General features: G+C 68.3%; 21 protein-coding genes. 11 read left to right on the top strand and 10 right to left on the bottom strand.

Annotated elements, in window-relative coordinates:
• Positions 1 to 45: 45 nt before the first annotated feature.
• Positions 46 to 690, bottom strand: a complete 645-nt coding sequence (locus GGC47_RS16855) for a helix-turn-helix domain-containing protein (RefSeq protein ID WP_429068543.1) — start codon at positions 688 to 690, stop codon at positions 46 to 48.
• 240 nt (positions 691 to 930) lie between these two features.
• On the opposite strand from GGC47_RS16855, the gene dapA reads away from it, so the two are divergent.
• The 8 genes from dapA (at position 931) to GGC47_RS16815 (ending at position 9,242) form a co-directional block, all read left to right on the top strand.
• Complete coding sequence (dapA, locus tag GGC47_RS16850) at positions 931 to 1,830, top strand: 4-hydroxy-tetrahydrodipicolinate synthase (RefSeq protein WP_112764911.1); 900 nt, start codon at positions 931 to 933, stop codon at positions 1,828 to 1,830.
• A 14-nt stretch (positions 1,831 to 1,844) separates the two neighbouring features.
• A complete protein-coding gene (locus tag GGC47_RS16845; protein WP_429068542.1) occupies positions 1,845 to 3,272 on the top strand; it encodes an FAD-binding oxidoreductase in 1,428 nt (475 codons plus the stop codon).
• A 125-nt stretch (positions 3,273 to 3,397) separates the two neighbouring features.
• Positions 3,398 to 4,246 carry a transporter substrate-binding domain-containing protein gene (locus GGC47_RS16840; RefSeq protein WP_038362993.1) on the top strand — a complete coding sequence of 283 codons (849 nt, stop codon included), beginning with the start codon at positions 3,398 to 3,400 and terminating at the stop codon, positions 4,244 to 4,246.
• A gap of 141 nt (positions 4,247 to 4,387) precedes the next feature.
• Positions 4,388 to 5,053 (top strand): amino acid ABC transporter permease, encoded by a 666-nt coding sequence (locus GGC47_RS16835; protein WP_038362992.1) that lies wholly within the window; start codon positions 4,388 to 4,390, stop codon positions 5,051 to 5,053.
• A 10-nt stretch (positions 5,054 to 5,063) separates the two neighbouring features.
• A complete protein-coding gene (locus GGC47_RS16830; protein ID WP_113251914.1) occupies positions 5,064 to 5,825 on the top strand; it encodes an amino acid ABC transporter ATP-binding protein in 762 nt (253 codons plus the stop codon).
• Positions 5,826 to 5,834: 9 nt separating this feature from the next.
• Positions 5,835 to 7,112: an NAD(P)/FAD-dependent oxidoreductase gene (locus tag GGC47_RS16825; protein ID WP_142023033.1), complete on the top strand. Its 1,278-nt coding sequence runs from the start codon at positions 5,835 to 5,837 to the stop codon at positions 7,110 to 7,112.
• On the top strand, positions 7,109 to 8,077 hold the full coding sequence (locus GGC47_RS16820) for an ornithine cyclodeaminase family protein (protein WP_142023032.1): 969 nt from the start codon (positions 7,109 to 7,111) through the stop codon (positions 8,075 to 8,077). Before GGC47_RS16825 ends, GGC47_RS16820 begins: the two co-directional genes overlap by 4 nt.
• A 10-nt stretch (positions 8,078 to 8,087) precedes the next feature.
• On the top strand, positions 8,088 to 9,242 hold the full coding sequence (locus GGC47_RS16815; protein WP_142023031.1) for an alpha-hydroxy acid oxidase: 1,155 nt from the start codon (positions 8,088 to 8,090) through the stop codon (positions 9,240 to 9,242).
• 79 nt (positions 9,243 to 9,321) lie between these two features.
• Here the strand turns inward: GGC47_RS16815 and GGC47_RS16810 are convergent, their stop codons facing one another.
• From GGC47_RS16810 to GGC47_RS16780, 7 genes are all read right to left on the bottom strand, one after another.
• Positions 9,322 to 10,194: an amino acid ABC transporter substrate-binding protein gene (locus GGC47_RS16810; RefSeq protein ID WP_112764917.1), complete on the bottom strand. Its 873-nt coding sequence runs from the start codon at positions 10,192 to 10,194 to the stop codon at positions 9,322 to 9,324.
• A gap of 57 nt (positions 10,195 to 10,251) precedes the next feature.
• The gene (locus GGC47_RS16805; RefSeq protein WP_429068541.1) at positions 10,252 to 11,322 is read right to left on the bottom strand and encodes an NAD/NADP octopine/nopaline dehydrogenase family protein; all 1,071 of its coding nucleotides are present in this window, start codon (positions 11,320 to 11,322) and stop codon (positions 10,252 to 10,254) included.
• An 84-nt stretch (positions 11,323 to 11,406) separates the two neighbouring features.
• Entirely contained in the window at positions 11,407 to 12,135 is a 729-nt protein-coding gene (locus GGC47_RS16800; protein ID WP_038362977.1) for an amino acid ABC transporter ATP-binding protein, read from the bottom strand.
• Positions 12,132 to 12,788 (bottom strand): amino acid ABC transporter permease, encoded by a 657-nt coding sequence (locus tag GGC47_RS16795; protein ID WP_038362974.1) that lies wholly within the window; start codon positions 12,786 to 12,788, stop codon positions 12,132 to 12,134. The genes GGC47_RS16800 and GGC47_RS16795 overlap by 4 nt, the downstream gene beginning before the upstream one ends.
• Complete coding sequence (locus GGC47_RS16790; protein WP_038362972.1) at positions 12,785 to 13,504, bottom strand: amino acid ABC transporter permease; 720 nt, start codon at positions 13,502 to 13,504, stop codon at positions 12,785 to 12,787. Before GGC47_RS16790 ends, GGC47_RS16795 begins: the two co-directional genes overlap by 4 nt.
• A 78-nt stretch (positions 13,505 to 13,582) precedes the next feature.
• On the bottom strand, positions 13,583 to 15,040 hold the full coding sequence (locus GGC47_RS16785) for an NAD(P)-binding domain-containing protein (protein WP_429068540.1): 1,458 nt from the start codon (positions 15,038 to 15,040) through the stop codon (positions 13,583 to 13,585).
• The gene (locus GGC47_RS16780; protein ID WP_429068539.1) at positions 15,037 to 16,020 is read right to left on the bottom strand and encodes a LysR family transcriptional regulator; all 984 of its coding nucleotides are present in this window, start codon (positions 16,018 to 16,020) and stop codon (positions 15,037 to 15,039) included. Before GGC47_RS16780 ends, GGC47_RS16785 begins: the two co-directional genes overlap by 4 nt.
• A 90-nt stretch (positions 16,021 to 16,110) precedes the next feature.
• On the opposite strand from GGC47_RS16780, the gene GGC47_RS16775 reads away from it, so the two are divergent.
• The gene (locus GGC47_RS16775; protein WP_113251906.1) at positions 16,111 to 16,605 is read left to right on the top strand and encodes a CMD domain protein; all 495 of its coding nucleotides are present in this window, start codon (positions 16,111 to 16,113) and stop codon (positions 16,603 to 16,605) included.
• A complete protein-coding gene (locus GGC47_RS16770) occupies positions 16,602 to 17,177 on the top strand; it encodes a peroxidase-related enzyme (RefSeq protein WP_142023026.1) in 576 nt (191 codons plus the stop codon). Before GGC47_RS16775 ends, GGC47_RS16770 begins: the two co-directional genes overlap by 4 nt.
• 7 nt (positions 17,178 to 17,184) lie before the next feature.
• On the opposite strand, the gene GGC47_RS16765 is transcribed toward GGC47_RS16770, so the two are convergent.
• The gene (locus GGC47_RS16765) at positions 17,185 to 18,252 is read right to left on the bottom strand and encodes an NAD/NADP octopine/nopaline dehydrogenase family protein (RefSeq protein ID WP_429068538.1); all 1,068 of its coding nucleotides are present in this window, start codon (positions 18,250 to 18,252) and stop codon (positions 17,185 to 17,187) included.
• 22 nt (positions 18,253 to 18,274) lie between these two features.
• On the bottom strand, positions 18,275 to 18,961 hold the full coding sequence (locus GGC47_RS16760; RefSeq protein ID WP_051987964.1) for a GntR family transcriptional regulator: 687 nt from the start codon (positions 18,959 to 18,961) through the stop codon (positions 18,275 to 18,277).
• Between the two features lie 205 nt (positions 18,962 to 19,166).
• On the opposite strand from GGC47_RS16760, the gene GGC47_RS16755 reads away from it, so the two are divergent.
• A complete protein-coding gene (locus tag GGC47_RS16755; protein WP_112764924.1) occupies positions 19,167 to 20,669 on the top strand; it encodes an ABC transporter substrate-binding protein in 1,503 nt (500 codons plus the stop codon).
• Positions 20,670 to 20,760 lie beyond the last annotated feature (91 nt).

The raw sequence follows: 20,760 nt of genomic DNA, 5'->3' as shown, positions 1-20,760 counted from the left end.
CCCTGCTCCGAGACGGAATCGGGCGCTGTCGCGGCGGCGGCGCCGTCAGAGGTCGACGAGCACCCAGAGCACGACCGCATCGGTCGGCCCCTTCGAGGTCCAGGTATGCTCGGTGGTGGCGTCGTAATAGACGGAATCGCCCTTGTTGAGCTCGAGCGGCTCGTAGAGGCGGCTATGCACGATGAGCGTGCCTTCCATCACCATCACGAAGATCTCCGCCTCGGATTTGGCCCAGGCTGCGTATTCGTCCGGCGAGCGGGCCGTCACCGTGGTCAGGATCGGCGTGGCGCGCTTGTTCTTGAGATCGGCGCAGAGCAGGACGTTGTTGCAGGTCCCGGTGGTGTGCTTGCTGCCGCCGCCCGCCCGGCTGATGCTGCGGCGCCCGGCGAAGCTCACCGCGCCGCCCTGCTCGCCGCTCGACAACAGCGTCACCAGCTCGACCTCGAGCCCATGGGCGATGCGCTGCATCGTCGAGATCGTCGGCGAAAGCTCGTTGCGCTCGATCTTGGAGAAGGCCGAGGCCGATACGCCCGTCATCGCGCTGACGTCCTGCAGGGTCAGGCCGCGACTCTTGCGCAGCTTGAGCAGCCGCGCGCCGATATCGATCCCGCCGCGCGCCTCGTCGCCGGACTGCCAGGCCTCAGGCGGCTCGGGCGATTCCCCCCGTTCCGCCAGCGAGATTTCCGGCATGCCCATTCTCCTCGTTCCAGCCCAATGGCGCCTCCTGTCATAATCGCCGGCCGCAGGGAAGAAAAGGGAACGTCACCGCTCATGGGCGAATAAATTTCGTATCCGACATTTTTATATTTTTGTGTTGACAGTTGGTCCCGGCTGCAACAATTTTCCGCAAATGGTGCGCCGGCAACCGGTCCGGAGGCGTTCGGCGAGGGGCCGGCGCGGCCAGGCGACATCGCGGCAGGGACGTTTCGCATGACACTCACGCACGACACACTTGGCGGCCTCTACACCGCGATCGTCACGCCGCTCGCCGCAGACGGCGCGGTCGACATCAAGGGCCTCCAGGCTTTGGTGCGGTTCCAGCTCGCGGCCGGCGCGGCCGGCATCGTGCCGATCGGCGGCACAGGCGAATATCCGGCCTTCTCCCGCGACGAGCGCCGCGCCATCGTCGCCGCCTGCGTCGAGGCGGCCGACGGCAAGCCGGTCATTCCCGGCGTGCTCTCCACCGGTTTCGAGGATGCGCTCGAAGCGGGCCGCGACTTCGCCGCTGCCGGCGCCGCCGCGGTCATGACCGTCACGCCCTATTACGCCCCCGGCACGCAGGACGGCATGCGCGCCTATTTCCGGCGCTACCGCGATGCGCTCGACCTGCCGGTCATGCTCTACCAGATTCCGCGCCGCACGACGGTCTCCGCCTTCGCCGACACGGTGCAGGCCATGGCCGAGGACGGTTCGATCATCGGCATGAAGTACTCGTCCTACGACATGCCCGATTTCATCCGCACGGTGAAATATGCCGGCGACAAGATCGCGATCCTGTCGGGCGAGGAGCCGCTCTTCGCCACCCATGTCGCGCTCGGCGCGCGGGGCGGCGTGCTGGCGTCGGCGACCATCTATCCGAAGATCTGGCTCGAGATCTTCGCGCTTGCCCGCCAGGGCAAGCTCAAGGAGGCGCTGAAGCTGCAGGACAAGATCGATCCGGTGGTCGACGCCATCTATGTCGAGACGAATCCGGGACCGCTGAAGGAGTATATGGCACTTGCCGGCATGCCGGTCGGCGGCGTGCGTCTGCCGCTGCTCGGACCGAGCGACCAGACGCTGGCCGGGCTCAAGGTCGCCGCGGCGCAGGCCAAAGCCATCAGCCTGGCCTGAGCGGAGAGCGGATCGTGATCGAGCGGCTTCGCGGCATCGTCGGCGACAAGGGCCTGATCACCGATCCGGCCGAGATGGAGCCCTGGCTCGTCGACTGGCGCCAGCGCCGGCGCGGCCGGGCGCTCGCCATCGTCCAGCCGGCTTCCACGGCGGAGGTGTCCGCCGTCGTCGCGCTCTGCGCGGCCGAAGGCCAGCCGGTCTTCCCGGTCGGCGGCAATACCGGCCTGTGCTTCGGCGCCGTGCCGGACAGCGGCCGGAGCGACAAGCCCGGCATCGTGCTGTCGCTGCGCCGCATGAACCGCATCCGCTCCGTCGACCGGGCCACCGGCGTCGCGACCGTCGATGCCGGCGTCGTGCTCGGCGATCTGCACAACGCCGCCATCGAGGCCGGGCGGCAGTTTCCGCTCCATCTCGGCAGCGAGGGCAGCGCCCAGATCGGCGGGCTGATCTCGACCAATGCCGGCGGCACCGGCGTCGTCCGCTACGGGCCGATGCGCGATCTCGTCGCCGGCCTGGAAGTGGTGCTGCCGGACGGGCGCGTGCTCTCGGACCTCGCGGCGCTGCGCAAGGACAATACCGGCTACATGCTGCGCCATCTCTTCATCGGCGCGGAAGGGACGCTCGGCATCGTCACGGGCGCGGCGCTGCGGCTGCATCCGCAGACGCCGAACACCGCCCATGCCTGGGTCGCCGTCGCCGAACCCGCGGCCGCAGTCGCGCTGCTGGCCGCGCTGCAGGACCGCGCCGGCTCCTATATCCAGGCCTTCGAGATGGTCTCCGCCTCGCAATTCGAGCTGGTGCGCAAGCATGCCGAGCGGGCCCGCTTCCCCTTCCCCGAGATTCCGGCCTGGTCCGTCCTGATCGAGCTCGGCAGCGAGGACGCGACCACCGCCCTCCCCGCGATCCTCGAGGAGGTCGTCGGCGCCGCGCTCGAAGCCGGCGAGGTGCTCGATGCCGTCATCGCGACCTCCGAGCAGCAGGCGGCCGAGTTCTGGCACCTCCGCCATTCGGTCTCCGAGGCCAACAGGAAGGAAGGCATGAGCATCACCCATGATGTCGCCGTGCGCTCCTCCCACGTCGCCCCCTTCATCGCGGCGGCCGACAAGGTCGCGGCCGAGCGCTACCCGCAGGCGATCAAGGAAGTGGTCTGCCATCTCGGCGACGGCAATGTGCACTACATCCTGATGTTCACGCACGAATTCTGGGCGGCCCTGCCCGATGCGGAAGCCTTCGCGCTCGAAGTCGAGCGAGCCATCCACGACGTCGCCGCCCGTTTCGGCGGAACCTTCAGCGCCGAGCACGGCGTGGGGCGCAAGCTGACCGAAGAGCTCGCGCGCCTCGCCGATCCGCTGCGCTACGAGCTGATGAACAAGGTCAAGACGCTGTTCGATCCGCAGAACCTGATGAATCCGGGCGTTCTGCTGGCGCCGGGCACGGCCTGAAGACGACCGAAAAATCCGCTGCGGCCTTCGGTGAGGGGGCGCAGGTCACGGAAGCCCGCAGGGGAAGCGGGAGCCTGCCTCACCAGCCATGACGGGGTTCGCCTCATAACGCCGGGAGAATGAACATGACGACACGCAGGGATCTGGCAGGCCTCATCGGCGCTGGCGCGGTGGCAGCCGGCGCGCTCACGCTGGCCTCCAACGGAGCGAGCGCGCAGAGCGCGGCGAAGAACACCTTCGACCGCATCATCGCCAGCAAGAAGCTCAGGCTCGGCGCCGTGACCTCGAGCGCGCCCTGGTTCGTCAAGGACCCGGCCAGCGGCAAGTGGAGCGGCCATTTCTACACGATCGGCGCCGCACTCGCGAAGGACATGGAGGTCGAGCTCGAGCTGGTCGAGACGACCTGGGGCAATGCGGTGCTCGATCTCCAGGCCGACAAGATCGACATCATGTTCGGGCTCAACCCGACGCCGAAGCGCGCGATGGCGGTCGATTTCTCGGTCGGCGCCTATGACAGCGCGCTGGTCGTCATCGCCAAGCCGGGCTTCGAGCCCAAGAGCTGGGCCGACATGAACAAGCCCGAGGTCAAGATCTCGGTCGATGTCGGCTCGGCCCATGACCAGATCGCCACGCTTTTGTGCCCGAAGGCCCAGATCACGCGCTTCAAGACCATCAACGAGGCGATGCTGGCGCTGCGCACCGGCCGCGTCGATGCGCAGTGCATCTTCTGGATGGGCGGCGTGCGCGCCGTGAAGGCCGACCCCAGCCTCGGCAAGGTCGTCGTGCCCCAGCCCTTCTTCGGCTCGACCTCGAACGCGGCCTTCCGCCGCGAATCGGACAAGACCTGGCGCGATTTCGTCAACACCTGGATCGTCTATGCGCGCGGCCTCGGCCTCGTCCGCAGCGCCGTCGTCGAAAGCCTGGAGCAGGTCGGCGTCACCTCCGAGGACATTCCGGCGGGCATCACCCTCTGAGGGTTCTCCGGCTTCCCGCGTCCATCGCGGGAAGCCGCTTCGTTTCCTGCACGCTCTTTCGTGCAGATCGCTTTTTGCGGGCCGCCTCCGGCAACACGCTCTCATGCGCGAGGGCCGCGCCGCGCGCGGGCAGGGTTGGACATGTCCTACACTTGGAATTTCGACATCGTCTGGAGCTATCGCTGGATCTTCCTGACCGGAACCGGCGTGACGATCGGCATCACCATCGCCGTCGTCCTGCTCGGCCTGGTCGTCGGCCTCATCGCCGGCATCGCCCAGCTCTCGCGCTCGCCGGCCCTGCGCTGGCTGTCCTGGGCCTATATCGAGATGTTCCGGCTGACGCCGCTGCTCGTGCTGCTGCTGTGGTTCTATTACGCGCTGCCGATCCTGACCGGCATCAAGCTCGACGCGATCACCGCCTCGGTCGTGACGCTGACGCTCTATGGCGGCTCGTTCTATGCGGAGGTGATCCGCGGCGGCATCATCTCGATCGAGCCGGGGCAAAGCGAGGCCGGGCTGGCGCTGGGCATGACCCCGGCGCGGGTGATGCGCCGGATCGTGCTGCCGCAGGCGATCAAGCGGATGATCCCGCCGCTGATGAACCAGTCGATCATCCAGTTCAAGAACACCTCGCTCGTCTCCGTCCTCGCCGTGCCCGACCTGCTCTATCAGGGCCAGGTTGCCGCCATGGACACCTACCGCGCGCTCGAGGTCTACACGGTGGTCGCCGCGATCTACGTGGTCGTGCTGCTGCCGCTGACCGCGATCGTCAAGCTGGCCGAAAAGCGGCTGGCGCACAGCAATTGAGGGCCGGGCGATGAGCTACAGGATCGAGGTCTCCGGCCTTCGCAAGAGCTTCGGCGCGCTCGTCGTGCTGAAGGACATCAATCTCAAGGTCGAGACCGGCCAGGTCGTCGCGCTGATCGGCCCGTCCGGCTCCGGCAAGTCGACCCTGCTGCGCTGCCTCAACCTGCTCGTCATGCCCGAGGGCGGCCGCATCCGCATCGGCGAGGACAGCTTCTCCTTCGGCGACGGCTCGAAGCTGCCGGCCACCCGCGAGCAGGCGCGCTTCCGCTCGAACACCGGCATGGTCTTCCAGCACTTCAACCTGTTCCCGCACATGACGGTGGTCCAGAACGTCATGGAGGGCCCGGTCTCGGTGAAGGCGATGCCGAAGCCGCAGGCGGAGGCGCTCGCCCGCAAGCTCCTCGCCAAGGTCGGCCTCAGCGACAAGGTCGACGTCTTCCCCAACAAGCTCTCGGGCGGGCAGAAGCAGCGCGTCGCCATCGCACGCGCGCTGGCGATGGAGCCGGAGGTGATGCTCTTCGACGAGGCGACTTCCGCGCTCGACCCCGAACTCGTCGGGGAGGTGCTCGGCGTGATGCGCGACCTCGCCGCCGAGGGCATGACGATGATCATCGTCACCCATGAGATCGGCTTCGCCCGCGAGGTCGCCGACCGCGTCGTCTTCATGCGCGACGGCGTCATCGTCGAGGAGGGGCCGGCGCGCGAGGTGATCGGCGAACCCAAGCAGGAAGCGACCCGGGCTTTCCTCAGCCACTTCCACAATCGCGGCTGAGGCCGGGCGATGCCGGGGGACGCGCCATTGACCGTCGCCGTGATCGGCGCCGGAATCGTCGGCCTGTGTGCAGCCCTCGAGGTCCAGCGCGCCGGCCACCATGTCCTGCTGGTCGAGCCGGGCGAGCCCGGCGGCCGTCAGGCCGCCTCCTACGGCAATGCGACCTGGATCAACCCCGGCGCGATCATGCCGATCTCCCTGCCGGGTCTCTGGCGCAAGGTGCCGGGCTTCCTGCTCGACCGGACCGGGCCGTTCACGTTGCGCTGGCGCGACCTGCCCCGCCATGCCGGCTGGCTCGCCCGCTTCATCGCCGCCGGCCGCGACTGGGAGCGCATCGGGATCTGCGCACGCCGGCGCTACCCGCTCTGCAAGCACACAGTGACCGATCACCGCGCCTATGCCGACGAGGCTGGCGTCGGCCACCTGATCCGGCAGGAAGGGCTGGTCTATGTCTATCCGGACCGCACCGCCTTCGCCGCCGAAAGCCGCATCTGGGCGATGCGCCGCGAGCTCGGAATCCGCTTCAGCGAGATCGAGGAGCCCGAACTGCGCCGCCTGCAGCCGGAGCTGTCGCCGGCCTACCGCTTCGGCGCCCGGCTCGACGATGCCGGCCAGATCGCCGATCCCGGCGCCTATTGCGCGGCGCTTGCCCGGCTGCTGGAGGCGCGCGGCGCGCAACGCATCACGGCGCGCGCCACGGGGTTCGTCATCGACGACGGCAGGCTGAGCGCCGTCGTGACCGACCGGGGCCCCCTCGCCTGCGACCGCGCCGTCATCGCGGCGGGCATCGGCTCGGCCGGGCTGGCGAAGCTTGCCGGAGACCGCGTGCCCCTGATCTCCGAGCGCGGCTACCATGTCGTCATCCCCGAGCCGGGCGTGGCGCTCGGTGCCGGGCTGATGCCCTCGGACGGCCAGATGGGCGTCGTCTCGACGCCGCAAGGGCTGAGGCTCGCCGGGCAGGTCGAGCTCGCCGATCCCGACGCAGATCCTGACTGGCGCCGCGCCGACATCCTGCTCGGCTATGCCCGCAGGATGTTTCCCGGGCAGGCGAAGCGCTTCGAGACCGCCCGGATCGACCGCTGGATGGGCAACCGCCCCTCGACGCCGGATGGCCTGCCCTGCATCGGCATCGCTTCCGGCTCGGCCGATATCGTGCATGCTTTCGGCCATGCCCATACCGGGCTGACCCAGGCGCCGGCGACGGGCAGGCTCGTCGCCGCGCTGATCGACGGGCGCGAGCCGCCCTTCGATCCCACCCCCTATTCCGCCCGGAGGTTCGCCCGATGAGCGAGCGCCTGCTCTATCTCTCGCGCAGCGACGTCAAGGCCCTCGCCATCCCGCCCGGCAAGGCGCGCGAGGCCGTGCTCCAGGCCTTCCGCGACCATGCCGCCGGCCTCAACCGCAGCCTGCCGAAAAGCGCGCTCGGGCTCGGTCCCGGCCATGGCTTCCAGGCCATGACGGCAGCCTCGCAGGCGCAGGGGATCGCGACGCTGAAATGGGTCTCGATGGCGCCCGTCGGCCCCGACAGCCCGGTGCCCGGGATCAACGCCCTGATCTGCGTCAGCGACTATCGCAGCGGCGCGCCGCTGGCCGTGCTCGACGGTGACGAGATCACGCTGATCCGCACCGCCGCGCTCTCGGCCGCCGCCGCCGCGCGGATGGCGCCGCCCGCCCCCAGGACCATCGGTTTCGTCGGCTGCGGCCTCCAGGCCCATGCCCATCTCGACGCCTTCCTCGCCCTCTATCCCGACCTGACCACGGCGCTGGCCCTGAGCCGCAGCCGCTCCTCGGCGGAGCGTCTCGCGCAGGCGGCTTCGAAGCACGGACTCGCGACCGAGATCGTCGCCGATGCCGACGCCCTGCTGGCGCGCAGCGACATCGTCATCTCGATGGTGCCGGGCGCGCCGGGGCTGAAGCCGTTCCTCGATGCGAGCCTGATGAAGCCGAACGCCTTCGCCGCCGCCGTCGACATCGGCCGGAGCTGGATCCCCGAGAGCCTGCCGGCCTTCGACGTGCTGGCGACAGACAGCCTCGAACAGTCGCAGGCGCCCTACGATATCGACGGCAACCCAGTGACGACGGTCCGCTTCGGCCACGATCTCGTCGAGATGGCGAACGACGCCCACCCGACCGCGCCGGGCGCCCGCTCCTTCTTCTGCTTCCGCGGCTTCGCCCTCGCAGATCTCGCGCTGGCGCATCTCGTCATCGGCCGCGCCCGCGAACGCGGCATCGGCATCGACCTGCCACGATGACGCCGCCGCGATGACCGCCTTCTCCCATATCCTCAACGTCGCCGATGCGCGCCGCGCCGCTTCGCGCCGTCTGCCGCGCGGCCTGTTCGAATATGTCGATCGCGGCAGCGAGGACGAAGTCTCCATCGCCACCAACCGCAGTGAGCTCGACGCGATCCGGCTTTCGCCGGCCGTGCTGGTCGATGTCTCCCGGCGCTCGACCGAGGCCGAGATCCTCGGCCAGCGCCAGCCGCTCCCGCTGGTGATCGCGCCTACCGCCGTCGCCGGCCTCGTCTGGCACGATGGCGAGATCGCCATCGCCAAAGCGGCGGCAGCGGCCGGCATTCCCTTCTGCGTCTCGACGCAGTCGATCACCGCCATCGAGCGCATCGCGGCGGAATCCGGCGCGCGGCTCTGGTTCCAGCTCTATGTCTGGAAGAACCGCCAGCGCATGCTCGCCCTGCTCGACCGCGCCTGGGCGGCCGGGGCCGAAACCCTCGTCCTGACCGTCGACACCGCCGTCGGCCCCAACCGCGAATACAATCTCCGCAACGGCTTCGGCATTCCGCTGAAGGCCTCGTGGCGGGCGGGGCTCGACGTAGCCCTGCATCCGCGCTGGACGGCCTCGGTCATGTTGCGGGCGCTGGCGACGGGCGGCGTGCCGACCTATGCGCACTACCCCGACGGGTTCCGCACCAAGCTCGGCCGCGCCGCGCTCTCCGACGAGCTCAGCCTGGCGGCGGACGTGACCTGGGAGGATGTGAAGCTGCTGCGCCGGCACTGGCGCGGCAAGCTCGTGCTCAAGGGCGTCCTGCGGGTGGAGGATGCGCAGGCGGCTTTATCGCACGGCGTCGACGCCATCGTCGTGTCGAACCATGGCGCGCGCAATCTCGACTGCGCGCCCGGCCCGACCCAGGTGCTGCCGGCGATCGCCGACGCCGTCGCCGGCCGTCTCGAGATCCTGGCCGATAGCGGCGTGCGCCGCGGCGCCGACATCGCCCGCTTTCTCGCTTTGGGCGCGAACGGCGTCCTGATCGGCCGCGCGCCGCTCTATGGCGTGGCGATCGGCGGCGCGGAAGGCGCTGGCCGCATCCTCGACATCCTCGCCAATGAACTCAGGACCACGATGGGGATGCTGGGCGCTCCCGCGCTCCGCGATCTCCGGCTCGCCCCCTCAGGTGCCTGACCGCAAGCGACCGACAGGCCCTGCCGCCGCGCGGAGCGCGGCGGGTCCGGTTCTCAAGCGCCGTGACGGCGGCGCAGGCTCATTCGGCGTAGGATTGCGTCGCCCAGGCCGCCCGCAGCTTCGGCCCGACATGGGCGCCGAGCGGCCCGAACCACTTCATGTACAAGGCCTCGGCCTCGCCCGATTTGAACATCTTGCCCATCGTGTGATTGACGATCCAGAGAATGGTCGGGTTGAGCTTGGGCACCATGAAGCCTTGCGGCGCATAGCCATATTCGTCGCCGACGATCTCCAGCGCATCGGGCTTCTTCGACTGCTTGATCAGCCCGTAGAAGGCGCCGTTGTCGCTGAAATAGGCATCGGCGCGCCGGGTCTCGACCGCGATCAGGGCGGCGGCGTGGTCGTCGACATTGATGACGCGCAGATTGAGCTTGCGCTCGGCCACGAGCTTCTTGAGGTCGGGCTCGCTGGTGCCGCCCGTCGCCACCGCAACGATCTTGCCGTTGAGGTCGTCGTAATTCTTGATGCCGGTGCTCTTGAGGACCAGAAGCTGGCTCGCCGAGACGTGGCTGACCGACGAGAAATCGACCTGCTTGTTGCGACCGAAGGTGTTGACCGTCCCCTCGCATTCGAGGTCGATCGTCCCGTTGGCAACGAGCGCCTGCCGGTTCTGGATCGTCATCGGCACGTATTTGATCTTGATCTCGGGCAGGTTCAGCTCGGTCTTGATGTCCTCGATGATGCGCTTGCAGAACTCGACCGCATAGCCCGTCGGATTCTTGTTGTCGTCGAGATAGCTGAACGGAAACAGCGCCTCGCGGACGCCCATGGTGATGGTCTGTGTCTCTTTCAGCTTCTTGACGATGCCGTCGACCTCCTGGGCTCCGGCGGCCGAACTCGCCAGGTTCAGCGCCAGACATGCGCCCGCGGCTGCAGCAAGATGGAATCTCATGGCTCTCTCCCGGTTATCGCGATCGCTCGCATGGCCGCCCTCGCCGGAGGACGGTGTCTAAAATCCATCCCGCGCCCGCGCCTCCAGCTCGTCGCGCGCCATCGCCGCGAAGCCGAGCGCCGGCAGCAACTCGTTCTCGCCCGCGAAATCCCGCCCATAGGCGGCCGACAGCATCGTCAGCCCCGCCTCGTGCAAGGTCGCCGGTTTCCCGGCGAGCCGGCCGAGCAGCACGGTGGGCCATAATCCGTAAGGTGCATCTTCGAGAACGTAGCGGCTCTCCAGCGTCGTCGGGCCGAAACCGCCCTTGCCGCGGCCATGCAGCTCGGCGTTCATCTCCGCGATGCTGGCGACCGGAAGCTGGTAGGAATAGGCATAATGCTCGCGGATCGTCCGGACCGAGACGCCGAAGGCCTCGGCGATGGCGAGCCGCTCCGCATCGAGCGCTTCCATCACGCGCCCGACGGCGGTGGTGACGTTCTCGGCCTGGCCCCAGCTTTCGCCCCGCTCCATCCGCGTCAGGTTGAACAGGGCGATGGCGAGATGGTTCTGCGGGTTGAGATTGCTCAGGGCGATCGCCAGCAGTCCCTCGCGGACGACAAAGCGCTCGCCGAACAGGGCGTTGCACAGCGCCAGCGCTTCGGCCGCAGCTTCCTGCGGCAAGGCCGCGATGTCGATCTTGGAGCGCAGCGAATTCACCGCGACCTCGGTCGGCGATGCCTTGCGGCCGGTCGTCAGGGTCGTCCCCCATACGACGATGGGCACAGACAGCTCCCGCGCCGCCAGCAGCTGCGAAAGGTAGAGCGCGCCGAAGGAGGCATGCGAGCTGACGATGACGGACTGCCCCTCCCTCAGATGAGGGGCGATCGCATCGAACGCCATCTTGTGGGCGTAGCCCGGCATCGCCAGCATCACGACGTCGGCGCTGGCGACGGCTTCCGCGGCGCTTCCCGCGATGCGCGGGTGGAAGCTGGCTTCGATCGCTCCCGTCGCGCGCAGCGGCGCTCCCGCAGCAAGCTGCTCCGTGCTCCGGCCGGAGGGCGACCACAGCATCGGGTCATGCCCCATGGCCGACAATTGAGCCGCGGCGCCGCAGGCCGCCGCTCCCGCACCGAGAATACTAACGCGCATCGTGGAATCGCCTCTCCCGACGGGACCGCCGGCTTGTTGTCGCTCGCGTGACCATGGCTGGCCGCTGGAAACGCCCATGACCGCTCAATGCGTCAGGACCTGCTTCAGGAATTGCCGCGCCCTCTCCGAGGCAGGGGCTGTGAAGAACTGCTCCTTGGGCGTGTCCTCGACGATCTCGCCACGATCCATGAACAGGACGCGATCCGCAACGCGTTGGGCGAAGCCCATCTCATGGGTGACGACGATCATGGTCATGCCTTCGAGGGCGAGCTCCTGCATCACCTCCAGCACCTCGTTGATCATCTCGGGGTCGAGCGCCGAGGTCGGCTCGTCGAACAGCATCGCCTGCGGGTTCATCGCCAGGGCGCGTGCGATCGACACGCGCTGCTGCTGCCCGCCGGAGAGTTGCGACGGGCGTTGTCCCAGCTTGTCGCCCAGGCCGACCCGCGTCAGGATCTTCGCCGAGCGCTCATCGGCCTCCTTCTGCGAGCGCCTGAGCACATGGATCTGCGCCAGGCTGACATTCTGCAGCGCGGTCATGTGCGGGTAGAGCTCGAAACTCTGGAAGACCATGCCGATGCGCGAGCGCAGGGCCGGCAGGTCGGTCTTCGGCGACGAGACCGAGACGCCGTCGACCGTGATCGTGCCCCGCTCGAACGGCACCAGCCCGTTGATGCATTTGATCAGCGTGCTCTTGCCGGAGCCCGACGGCCCGCAGACCACCACGACCTCGCCGAGACGGATCTCGGCCGAGCAGCCGCGCAGGATGTGCTGGGGGCCGTAGGATTTGTGCACGTCGTCCAGAACGATCATGACGGGCGCCCCTTCCTGTAGAATTCGGCAAGCTTCGTGACGGAGAGGCAGATCACCAGATAGACGACGGCGACCAGCGTATACATTTCGGTGGAACGCCCGTCGCGGGCGGCGACCACGCTCGCGGCGGTGAGGAAGTCGTGCAGCGACACGACATAGACCAGCGAGGTGTCCTGGAACACGATCACGATCTGGTTGAGGATCAGCGGCCCCATCGCCCGCATCGCCTGCGGCATCACGATCAGCCGCAGCACCTGCCAGCGGCGCAGGCCCGTCGCCAGCCCGGCATCGCTCTGCCCGGAGCGGACGCTGCCGATGCCGGCGCGGATGATCTCGCAATAGAACGCCGCCTCGAACAGGACGAAGGCGATCAGGGCCGAGGTCAGCGAGCCGACCGGCCGCCCGATGGCGAGCGGCATCAGGAAATAGAACCAGAACAGCACCAGCACCAGCGGCAGCGAGCGCATCACCGTGACGTAAGCCGCCGCCGGGACCGAGATCAGCCGGTGCGTGGACAGCCGCATCAGCGCCAGCCCGAAGCCGACGACGAGGCCGCCCAGCGTCGCGACCAGAACCAGCAGCGCGCTGAGCGCCATCCCTTCGGCGAGGAATCCATACGAGCGGGCGATCACGCCCCAGTCGAAATCGCTCACGTCGTGGCCTTTCGCAGCGAGGCTCCGCCGATCCGGCCATCGATGAGGCGCATCAGCCCCGTCGCGCACAGGCCGATCACCAGATAGCCCACCGTCGCGAAGGTGAAGGCCTCGAAGCCCTGGAAGGTGTAGTTCTCGACATGCCGGCTTTGCGCGGTCAGTTCGAGCACGCCGATCGTCAGGCTGAGCGAGGACAGTTTGATCGTGATCAGGAACTCGGAGGTCAGCGGCCCGACGATGGCGCGCAGGCCCAGCGGCAGGGCGATCAGCCGGAAGGCCTGCAGCGGGCGCAGGCCTGTGGCGAGCGCCGCTGGCAGCAACGGCGCGCCGACGGCCTCGATGCCGGCGCGAACCTGCTCGGCGACGCGCGCCCCGGCGAACAGGCCGATGGCGACCACCGCGGTGACGATCTCCGGATAAGGCAGGTCCCGCTTCAGCCAGAGGCCGACCCCGTCGGGAACGATCTCGGGCAGGACGAAATACCAGAGGAACAGCTGGACGAGCGGCGGCACGCTGCGGAACACGTCGATATAGATGCCGGCCAGCAGGCGCGCCACGCGAGACGGGGCGCTGCGGGCGACGCCGACGACGATGCCGATCGTCAGCGCGACGGCCCAGCTCAGGATGCTGATCGCCAGCGTCAGGAGCAGGCCGCTCCACAGCCAGTCGATATAGGGCTCCCTGATCAGGACCGACCAGTCCCAGCGGTAATTCATCCGTCCCTACCTGTCCCGAGGCCGCCCCGACGCATTGGTTATCCAGCTAAAGCAAAATGAAGAGCACCATCTAAATTGTCAGCCCGAAGCCGCCGAGTGCGGCGCGACCGTCCACTCGTCACCCAGCAGCTCCGGCGTATCATAGGCGACGAGCGCGGCGTAATGCGTCTCGCGATCCTCGCTGAACAGCCCGGCGGTGATGCTGCGCGCAAGGCGATCCGCGCCGTCGCTGACGGCCGGGATGTCGCCCGAGAGCTTCCCGTGGGAGAGCATCGCCGGATAGTTGAAGCAGTGGATCCGCGACAGCGCCGGGCAGGAGCCGGGCTCGCGTTCCTGGAACTCGAAGCCGGGCCCGAGATCCGGGGCATTGGCAAGCTCCGCATTGTCGAGGCCGGTCGGCGGCGTATAGCGGTGCTTCCAGAAGCGGATGAAGGGCGCGAAGGCCGCAAGCTCCGGCCGCAGGCCGAGATCGACCTGGAACCCCGTCGCCAGGATCAGGAAATCGAGCGGATAGGCACCGCTCGGCGTGGTCAGGACGAGATGACCGTCGCGCTCCTCCAGGCTCAGGATCGGGCTGCCGAGATGGAAGCGCGCCTGCGGATGGCGCGAGACGCGCAGCGTCGAATCGCGCGGCGGCGGCGTCTGCGCCTTCATCGCATGGTCGAGGAAGCGCCATTTCCACTCATCCGGCAGGGCAGCGAAACCATGGACCACGCCCTGGCTGCCGATGCCCGTGAACTTGTTGACGCGCGGCAGGTCCTTGCGGCGAACGAAGAGGTCGAGGCTGCCAGCCCCCTGTTCGAGAGCCTCGGCCGCATTGTCCATGGCGGAGGCGCCGGCGCCGACGACCCCGATGCGCTTGCCTCTGAGAGCCTCGAAATCGACCTCCTCCGAGCTATGGGCCCAGAGCTTGCGGTCGATACCGGAGACAATTTCCGGCACGAAGGGGCCGCCGAGCCCGTCGCGGCCGGTCGCCAGCACGAGGTGGCGGGCGCGGATGACGCGCTCGGCGCCGGCTTCGCGCAGGCGCAGCGTCAGCAGCTCCTCGGGGCCGGGCTCCACGGCGAGAAGCTCGACCTCGTTGCGGACCGGCAGGTCGAGCACGCGGCGATACCAGGTGAGGTATTCCATCCATTGCCGCCGGGGGATCTTGCCCAGCGCGTCCCAGGCGTCCTGGCCGAACTGTGCCTCGTACCAGGCGCGGAAGGTCAGGGCCGGCAGGCCGAGGGCCGGGCCCGTGAGCTGCTTGGGCGAGCGCAGCGTTTCCATGCGCGCGAAGGTCACCCAGGGCCCTTCGCGGCCGGCGGGCGCCTTGTCGAGCACCAGCAGATTCGCGATGCCGAGCCCCTTCAGCGCCGCCGCCGCGGCGAGCCCGCACATCCCGGCCCCGACGATCACGACGTCGGTGACGGGCTCTCCGGCGAAGGTACGCGGCGGCACCCAGCTCTTGGCCGGCCATTCCAGCCAGAAGAGGTCCTGTCGCAACCGCAATTCGAGCTGGCGCAGGCCGATGGCCGGCGGCGTGTTGGCGTTCATGGCGCAAGGTCTTTCGGATGGGGGGAAGAGCCCAGGGCGTCGGCCATCAGCCGGTCGCGGGCCGTCGCGGCGTGCCGGACGAAGCCCGGCAGCGTCTCACGTGAAATCGTCTCGAGCGCCTCGACAAGGCCCGAGGCCAGGCCGCTCAACGGCCGGCCATAAGGCGAGAAGACCGCCCAGAAGAAGGGGATCGACAGGTCGAGCGGGCGGATCGCCACTCCCTCCACCGGCACGCCATGGGCCATGACCGGCTCGACGATCGCAATGCCGAGGCCCGCCCGCGCCGACATGATGGCGGTCTGCGCGGTGTTGCTGTCGAGGATCGCGGCCGGCACGATGCCGCGCTCCGCCAGCGCCGTATCGAGGCGGCGGCGCCAGCGGAACGGATTCGCCATGGTGATCAGCCGGCGACCCGCCAGGCTCGCGAGCGGAATGCGGTCGCTGCCGGCGAGCGGATCGTCCGCCGCGACGACAGCGACGCAGGGCGCCTCGCCGATCCAGTGAATGTCGATCGCCGGATGCTCGACCGGCAGGCTGGCGATGCCGATTTCGCAGCCCTGCGTCGCGACGGCCTCCACGACCTGCTCGGCAATGGCCGTCCGGACATGGATCCGGTCGGGAAGGCTGTCTCCGTCCAGCCGCGCAAGCGCAGCCGGCAGCATGCCGGAGAAGGCGGCGATGGCGGCGACGGACAGCGAAGGCGGCCGCTCCTGCGCGATGGCGTCGGCCCGCTCGCGCAGCAGCCGCAGCCAGGCGATCACTGGCTCGACCTCCTGGTAGAAGCGCAGGCCCTGCCCGGTCGGGGTGACGCGCGGCCCGGCGCGATGCAGCAGGCCAAAGCCGAGCGAGGCTTCGAGATCCTGGATCAGGCGGGTCAGAGCCGGTTGCGAGCGCCCGAGCAGCCGCGCCGCGCCGGTGATGCTCCCGGCGGACATGACGGCGGCGAAGGCTTCGAGCTGGCGCAGATCCATGGCATCCATAATTCCAAATCCGAATGATATGGACATCATGATACGCGTCAAGCATTATTCGATCGGGCGACGAGACGCCCGCCTTGCGCGGAGGATGGAATGACTTTGATCGAGACCCTGGCCGGCGTCGGGGCAGGCTCGCCCCTCGCCGAGGCGCTGGCACAGCGGGCGCAAATCATGGAATTGAGTCAGGCCAGCCACGATGCGGTGCTGCTGCCGCGCGAGCCGGGCGGCCTCAGCCATGCCGAGCGGGCCGCGCTGGCGACGCGCATGGCCTCCGTCAATCGCGACGACGCCCTGGCGGCGCATTACCGCGCCTTGCTGGCGGATGCCGGCGAAACGCCGGTCCTCGCCGCGATCGCTGCCGGCGAGGACGCGAGCCGGGCCGGCGCCGATGCCCGGCTCGCCGCTTTGGTCCGCCACATCGACATCCTCACCGCCCGGACGCGGGAGGCGACGAAGGGAGATGTCGCCGCGCTCGTCGCCGCCGGCATCACTGAACCCGATGTCGTCCGGCTCGCGGAACTGGCCGCCTTCGTCAACTATCAGGCCCGCGTCATCGCCGGGCTGCGCCTGCTGGGAGCCTCCCGATGAGCAAGGTCGTCCACGAATTCACCGCGACGGTTCCGCGCTGGCAGCCCTATGTCACGCCCGTCGAGATCGACAAGGCGACGCCCGAGCAGCTCGAGGCGATGCAGGTGACGCCGTCGAACAAGAAGATCTCGGCCTATGTGCTGACGCTGGCGCATGATCCGGAATCGCTCAAGGTGCGCTCGCCACTCTTCAACGCGATCATGTACGGCAAGGGCGGCCTGTCCTCGGCGGAGCGCGAGCTCGGCGCCGTGGCGGCCTCGATCGTCAATGCCTGCGTCTACTGCGCCGCGGTCCACGCCTCGCGCTTCAACCAGCTCACCAAGCGCCCGGAGGTGATGGAGACGATCTTCGCGGCGGGCACGCAGGCCGAGCTCGAGGAGCAGCATCAGGCGATCTTCGACTTCGCCGTGAAGCTCTCGCAATCGCCGCCCGCGGCCGGCGCGGCGGAGCTTGCGGCATTGCGCGAGGTCGGCCTGTCCGAGGTCGAGATCCTCGACCTCATCCTCTCTGCCTCGATCTTCGGCTGGGCCAACCGGCTGATGCACACGCTCGGAGAGCCGGTGGCGGACTAGAGCCGGATCAGTCCCCGCGCAGCTCCCGCTGGAGCTGCACGGCGGAAAGCCGGCCAAGGTCGAGCGCCGGCAGCAGATCGTTCTCGGCGCGGAAATTCCGGGCGCAGATCGCGTCGAACAGGGCGATGCCGGCCTGATGCAGCGGCAGCGCCACGCCGGCGACCTGCCCCAAGGCCTCGAGCGGCACCAGGCCGAAGGGCACGTCCTCGGTAATGAAGCGGGTGTCCAGCGTCTTGGGGCCGAGCAGCTCCGGGCGGTTCCTGTAGACGGCCGCCGCCATCTCGCCGACCGGGCCCGGCGCCACGCCGAAGGAATGCACATAGTGGTCCTGCACGCTGCGGACCGACAGGCCGAAGGCCCCGGCCAGCGCCAGGCGCTCGACATCCATGGCATCGACGATGCGGCCGACGCCCTGGGTGATCGAGCCGTAATTGGGCCAGTCCTCGCCGCGCTCGGCACGGGTCAGGTTACCCAGCATGTTCGCGACATGGGCCGGCGGGTTGAGGTTGCTGAGCATGATCGCGAGCACATCCTCGCGCGGCTCGAAGCGATCGCCGAACAGGGCGCGGCAGGCATCGAGGCCCGCCTGCGCATGGCGAACCGGCAAGGTGGCAACGTCGAGCTTCGCCCGGATGCCCGAGACATGGACGCTGCGCGGCCCGCTCTTGCGCGCAGTCAGCGCCGTCGTCGCCCAGGCCGCGATCGGGACGTCGACGCCCCGCTCCTGCAGCAGGCGGTGCAGATGGAGCGCCGCGAAGGAGCAATGGGCGCTGATGATGACGCTCTGCCCGGCGACAAGATGTGGTGCGAGCGCATCGAGCACCGTCTTGAAGCCATTCGCCTGCACCGCGACGATGACCACCTCGGTCCCCGCGACGGCCTCGGCGCAATCGCGGGCGACGCGCAACGGCACGGCGGTTTCGAGCTTGCCGGTGACGGTCAGCGATGCATCCCCGGCAAAATCGGCCAGGGCCGCTCCGCTCGGCGACCAGATCACGGGCTCATGCCCCTGGGCGGTCAGGTAGGCGGCATAGCCGCGCCCGATTCCGCCGAAGCCGATGATGGCGACGCGCATGGCTCAATTCCCTCGGGTGATGTCAGACGACTTCGAGACCGCCCATCACATGCTTGTGGACGACGGCCTCCAGCCCGGGCTTGTCGCGCTCGCGCAGGCGTTCGACGATCTCGTAGTGCTCGCTCACCGTATTGGCGAGCAGGGCGGCGGTGTTCTTCTCGCGCGTCAACGTGACGGGCACCCGGCTGCGCAAATCGAAGATCATCGAGACGAGGTCGCGGTTCGGGCAGAATTCCAGCATCACGGCATGGAAGGCGTAGTTCGCCTCCTCCTGCGCGACCACGGTCCCGGCATTGACGGCTTCGGCGAAGGCGTCGGCGCGCAGCAGCAAGCGTTGCAGCCCCGCCTCATCGATATGCTTCAGCACCTCCGCGGCGGCCGCGACCTCCAGGATCGCGCGGATCGTCACCACATTGCGGAAGCGCTCCTTGTCGAAACTCTCGACGCGGTAGCCGCGATTGGCCTCCAGCTTGACGAAGCCCTTCTCCTCGAGCCGGTCCAGCGCCTGGCGGATGTCGAGCCGTGAGGCGCTGTACTGCGCTTCGAGATCGACCTGCTTCAGCCAGGAGCCGGCGCTGAGCCGGCCCGTGCTGATGTCCTTCTCGATCAGCTTTGCGAGTTCGCGCGCCCGCGAGGCGCTGCCGCCGGCGGCGCGCTTGCCGCCCGCCTCGCCAGCCGTCCTGCCGCCCTGCTCAGTCACCAAAACCATCGCGCCGTGTTCCAAAGACGAATCCGAGCATGTTCCCGGCCATCATCACCCGCTTTGCCGCCGGACCGCAATTCGCCTGCAGGGGTCCGGAGGTGAAGCTCACTGCCCGTGCCCGCCGATTGAGCAAAAACATCCATAGACCGAGATTGACAGATGCCAATCGTGAATTCAAGATTGGCGCCAAAGTCAAGCACAGGGGATCGTCATGCGCAACCGGGCCCACAGCCTCGCCGCCGCTCTCGCTTTCGCGATGAGCTCAACCGCCCTTCTCTCCCCCGCCTTGGCGCGCGACCTGACGATCGCGCTGTCGAGCAACGTCAACACGCTCGATCCCGACAAGTCGACGACGGTCGGTACCGACCTCAGCGTCGCCGCGCATATCTACACCCCGCTGGTCGACCGCGGCCCCGACCTGAAGCTGCGACCGGGCCTCGCCACCAAATGGCAGGCGATCGGCGACACCGCCTGGCAGTTTACCCTGCGCGAGGGCGTGACCTTCTCGAACGGCGAGAAGCTCGATGCGGAGGCCGTGAAATGGAATGTCGAGCGCGTGCTCGACCCCAAGACCGGCGCGCGCAACAAGCCCTGGTTCGCCGCGATCAACGAGGTCCGGGTCATCTCCCCGACCACCGTCGAATTCGTCACCAAGGGCGCCTATCCCGACCTGCCCGACCAGATGTCGATGTTCCTGCTGATGCCGCCGAAATGGACGCAGCAGAACAACCCCTCCGTGGCGGCGCTCGGCAGCGGCCCCTATGAGCTCGTCCGTTTCGCCAGCGGCGACCGCATCGTGCTGAAGGCGCGCCAGGACTACTGGGGCGAGAAGCCGGCCTTCGACAACGTCACCTTCCGCATCATCCCCGAGGATTCCTCGCGCATCGCCGCGCTCCAGGCCGGCGATGTCGATCTCATCACCGGCTTCCCGACCTCCGAGATCGCGCGCATCAAGGCAGGCGGCAAGGCCGAGGCCTCCTCGGTCGCCGGCACGCGCGGCATGTTCATCAAGCTCAACGGGCTGAAGGCGCCGTTCAAGGACAACCCGAAGCTCTGGCGCGCGCTCAATCTCGGCATCGACCGCAAGGCGATCAATGACGGGCTACTCGACGGCCTGGCTCAGATCAGCGCCTGCCAGCCGCTGTCCCCGGTCTATTTCGGCTACAACCCCGATCTGAAGCCCGTCCCCTACGATCCCGCCGAGGCCAAGAAGCTCTTGGCCGAGGCCGGCTTCGCCAACGGCCTGACCATGGATCTGGAAGTGCCGACCGGGCGCTACATCCAGGCTTCCGACATCGCCCAGGTCGTCGCCTCCCAGCTCGGCGAGATCGGCGTCACCGTGAAGCTGCGCGAGATGGAATTCGGCGCCTTCATGAACAAGTACATCGTCGGCAAGAATCTCGGCGACTCCGCCTATTTCGGCCTGGGGTGGCCGACGCTCGACGCAGGCGGGCTCCTGAACTTCTGGGAGAAGGAGAACCCGCAATCCTACTGGGAGAACGACAGCTTCAACGAGGATGCGAAGGCAGCCCGTTCGACCAATAATCCGATCAGGCGTCTGGGACTCTATCGCAAGCTGACCAAGCAGCTTTGCGAGGATTCGCCCTCGATCTTCATGTTCTTCACGCCGATCACCTACGCCCAGTCCAAGAGCATCGCCTGGCAGGCGCGCGGCGACGACTGGGTCCGCGCGATCGACATCAAGACGCGCTGAGCGCCCCTCGAACGACCCGAGCGGCGGGCCTCATCGGCTCGCCGGCAGCGGAGCCTTGCCTGAATTTCCGATCAACCGGATCGCGACAAAG

It is taken from the genome of Allobosea sp. OAE752 (genome assembly GCF_050433265.1).
Lineage (GTDB): Bacteria > Pseudomonadota > Alphaproteobacteria > Rhizobiales > Beijerinckiaceae > Allobosea > Allobosea spartocytisi.
This window is presented reverse-complemented; position numbering and strand designations above follow the sequence as displayed.

What these genes read in the sequence shown, in the direction of transcription:
- GGC47_RS16765 (WP_429068538.1), bottom strand. Translation starts at nt 18,252, where the DNA reads ATGCGCGTCGCCATCATCGGCTTCGGCGGAATCGGGCGCGGCTATGCC.
- GGC47_RS16810 (WP_112764917.1), bottom strand. Translation starts at nt 10,194, where the DNA reads ATGAGATTCCATCTTGCTGCAGCCGCGGGCGCATGTCTGGCGCTGAAC.
- GGC47_RS16815 (WP_142023031.1), top strand. Translation starts at nt 8,088, where the DNA reads ATGACCGCCTTCTCCCATATCCTCAACGTCGCCGATGCGCGCCGCGCC.
- GGC47_RS16770 (WP_142023026.1), top strand. Translation starts at nt 16,602, where the DNA reads ATGAGCAAGGTCGTCCACGAATTCACCGCGACGGTTCCGCGCTGGCAG.
- GGC47_RS16790 (WP_038362972.1), bottom strand. Translation starts at nt 13,504, where the DNA reads ATGAATTACCGCTGGGACTGGTCGGTCCTGATCAGGGAGCCCTATATC.
- GGC47_RS16825 (WP_142023033.1), top strand. Translation starts at nt 5,835, where the DNA reads ATGCCGGGGGACGCGCCATTGACCGTCGCCGTGATCGGCGCCGGAATC.
- dapA (WP_112764911.1), top strand. Translation starts at nt 931, where the DNA reads ATGACACTCACGCACGACACACTTGGCGGCCTCTACACCGCGATCGTC.
- GGC47_RS16820 (WP_142023032.1), top strand. Translation starts at nt 7,109, where the DNA reads ATGAGCGAGCGCCTGCTCTATCTCTCGCGCAGCGACGTCAAGGCCCTC.
- GGC47_RS16800 (WP_038362977.1), bottom strand. Translation starts at nt 12,135, where the DNA reads ATGATCGTTCTGGACGACGTGCACAAATCCTACGGCCCCCAGCACATC.
- GGC47_RS16835 (WP_038362992.1), top strand. Translation starts at nt 4,388, where the DNA reads ATGTCCTACACTTGGAATTTCGACATCGTCTGGAGCTATCGCTGGATC.
- GGC47_RS16785 (WP_429068540.1), bottom strand. Translation starts at nt 15,040, where the DNA reads ATGAACGCCAACACGCCGCCGGCCATCGGCCTGCGCCAGCTCGAATTG.
- GGC47_RS16855 (WP_429068543.1), bottom strand. Translation starts at nt 690, where the DNA reads ATGCCGGAAATCTCGCTGGCGGAACGGGGGGAATCGCCCGAGCCGCCT.
- GGC47_RS16805 (WP_429068541.1), bottom strand. Translation starts at nt 11,322, where the DNA reads ATGCGCGTTAGTATTCTCGGTGCGGGAGCGGCGGCCTGCGGCGCCGCG.
- GGC47_RS16840 (WP_038362993.1), top strand. Translation starts at nt 3,398, where the DNA reads ATGACGACACGCAGGGATCTGGCAGGCCTCATCGGCGCTGGCGCGGTG.
- GGC47_RS16760 (WP_051987964.1), bottom strand. Translation starts at nt 18,961, where the DNA reads ATGGTTTTGGTGACTGAGCAGGGCGGCAGGACGGCTGGCGAGGCGGGC.
- GGC47_RS16780 (WP_429068539.1), bottom strand. Translation starts at nt 16,020, where the DNA reads ATGGATGCCATGGATCTGCGCCAGCTCGAAGCCTTCGCCGCCGTCATG.
- GGC47_RS16830 (WP_113251914.1), top strand. Translation starts at nt 5,064, where the DNA reads ATGAGCTACAGGATCGAGGTCTCCGGCCTTCGCAAGAGCTTCGGCGCG.
- GGC47_RS16775 (WP_113251906.1), top strand. Translation starts at nt 16,111, where the DNA reads ATGACTTTGATCGAGACCCTGGCCGGCGTCGGGGCAGGCTCGCCCCTC.
- GGC47_RS16755 (WP_112764924.1), top strand. Translation starts at nt 19,167, where the DNA reads ATGCGCAACCGGGCCCACAGCCTCGCCGCCGCTCTCGCTTTCGCGATG.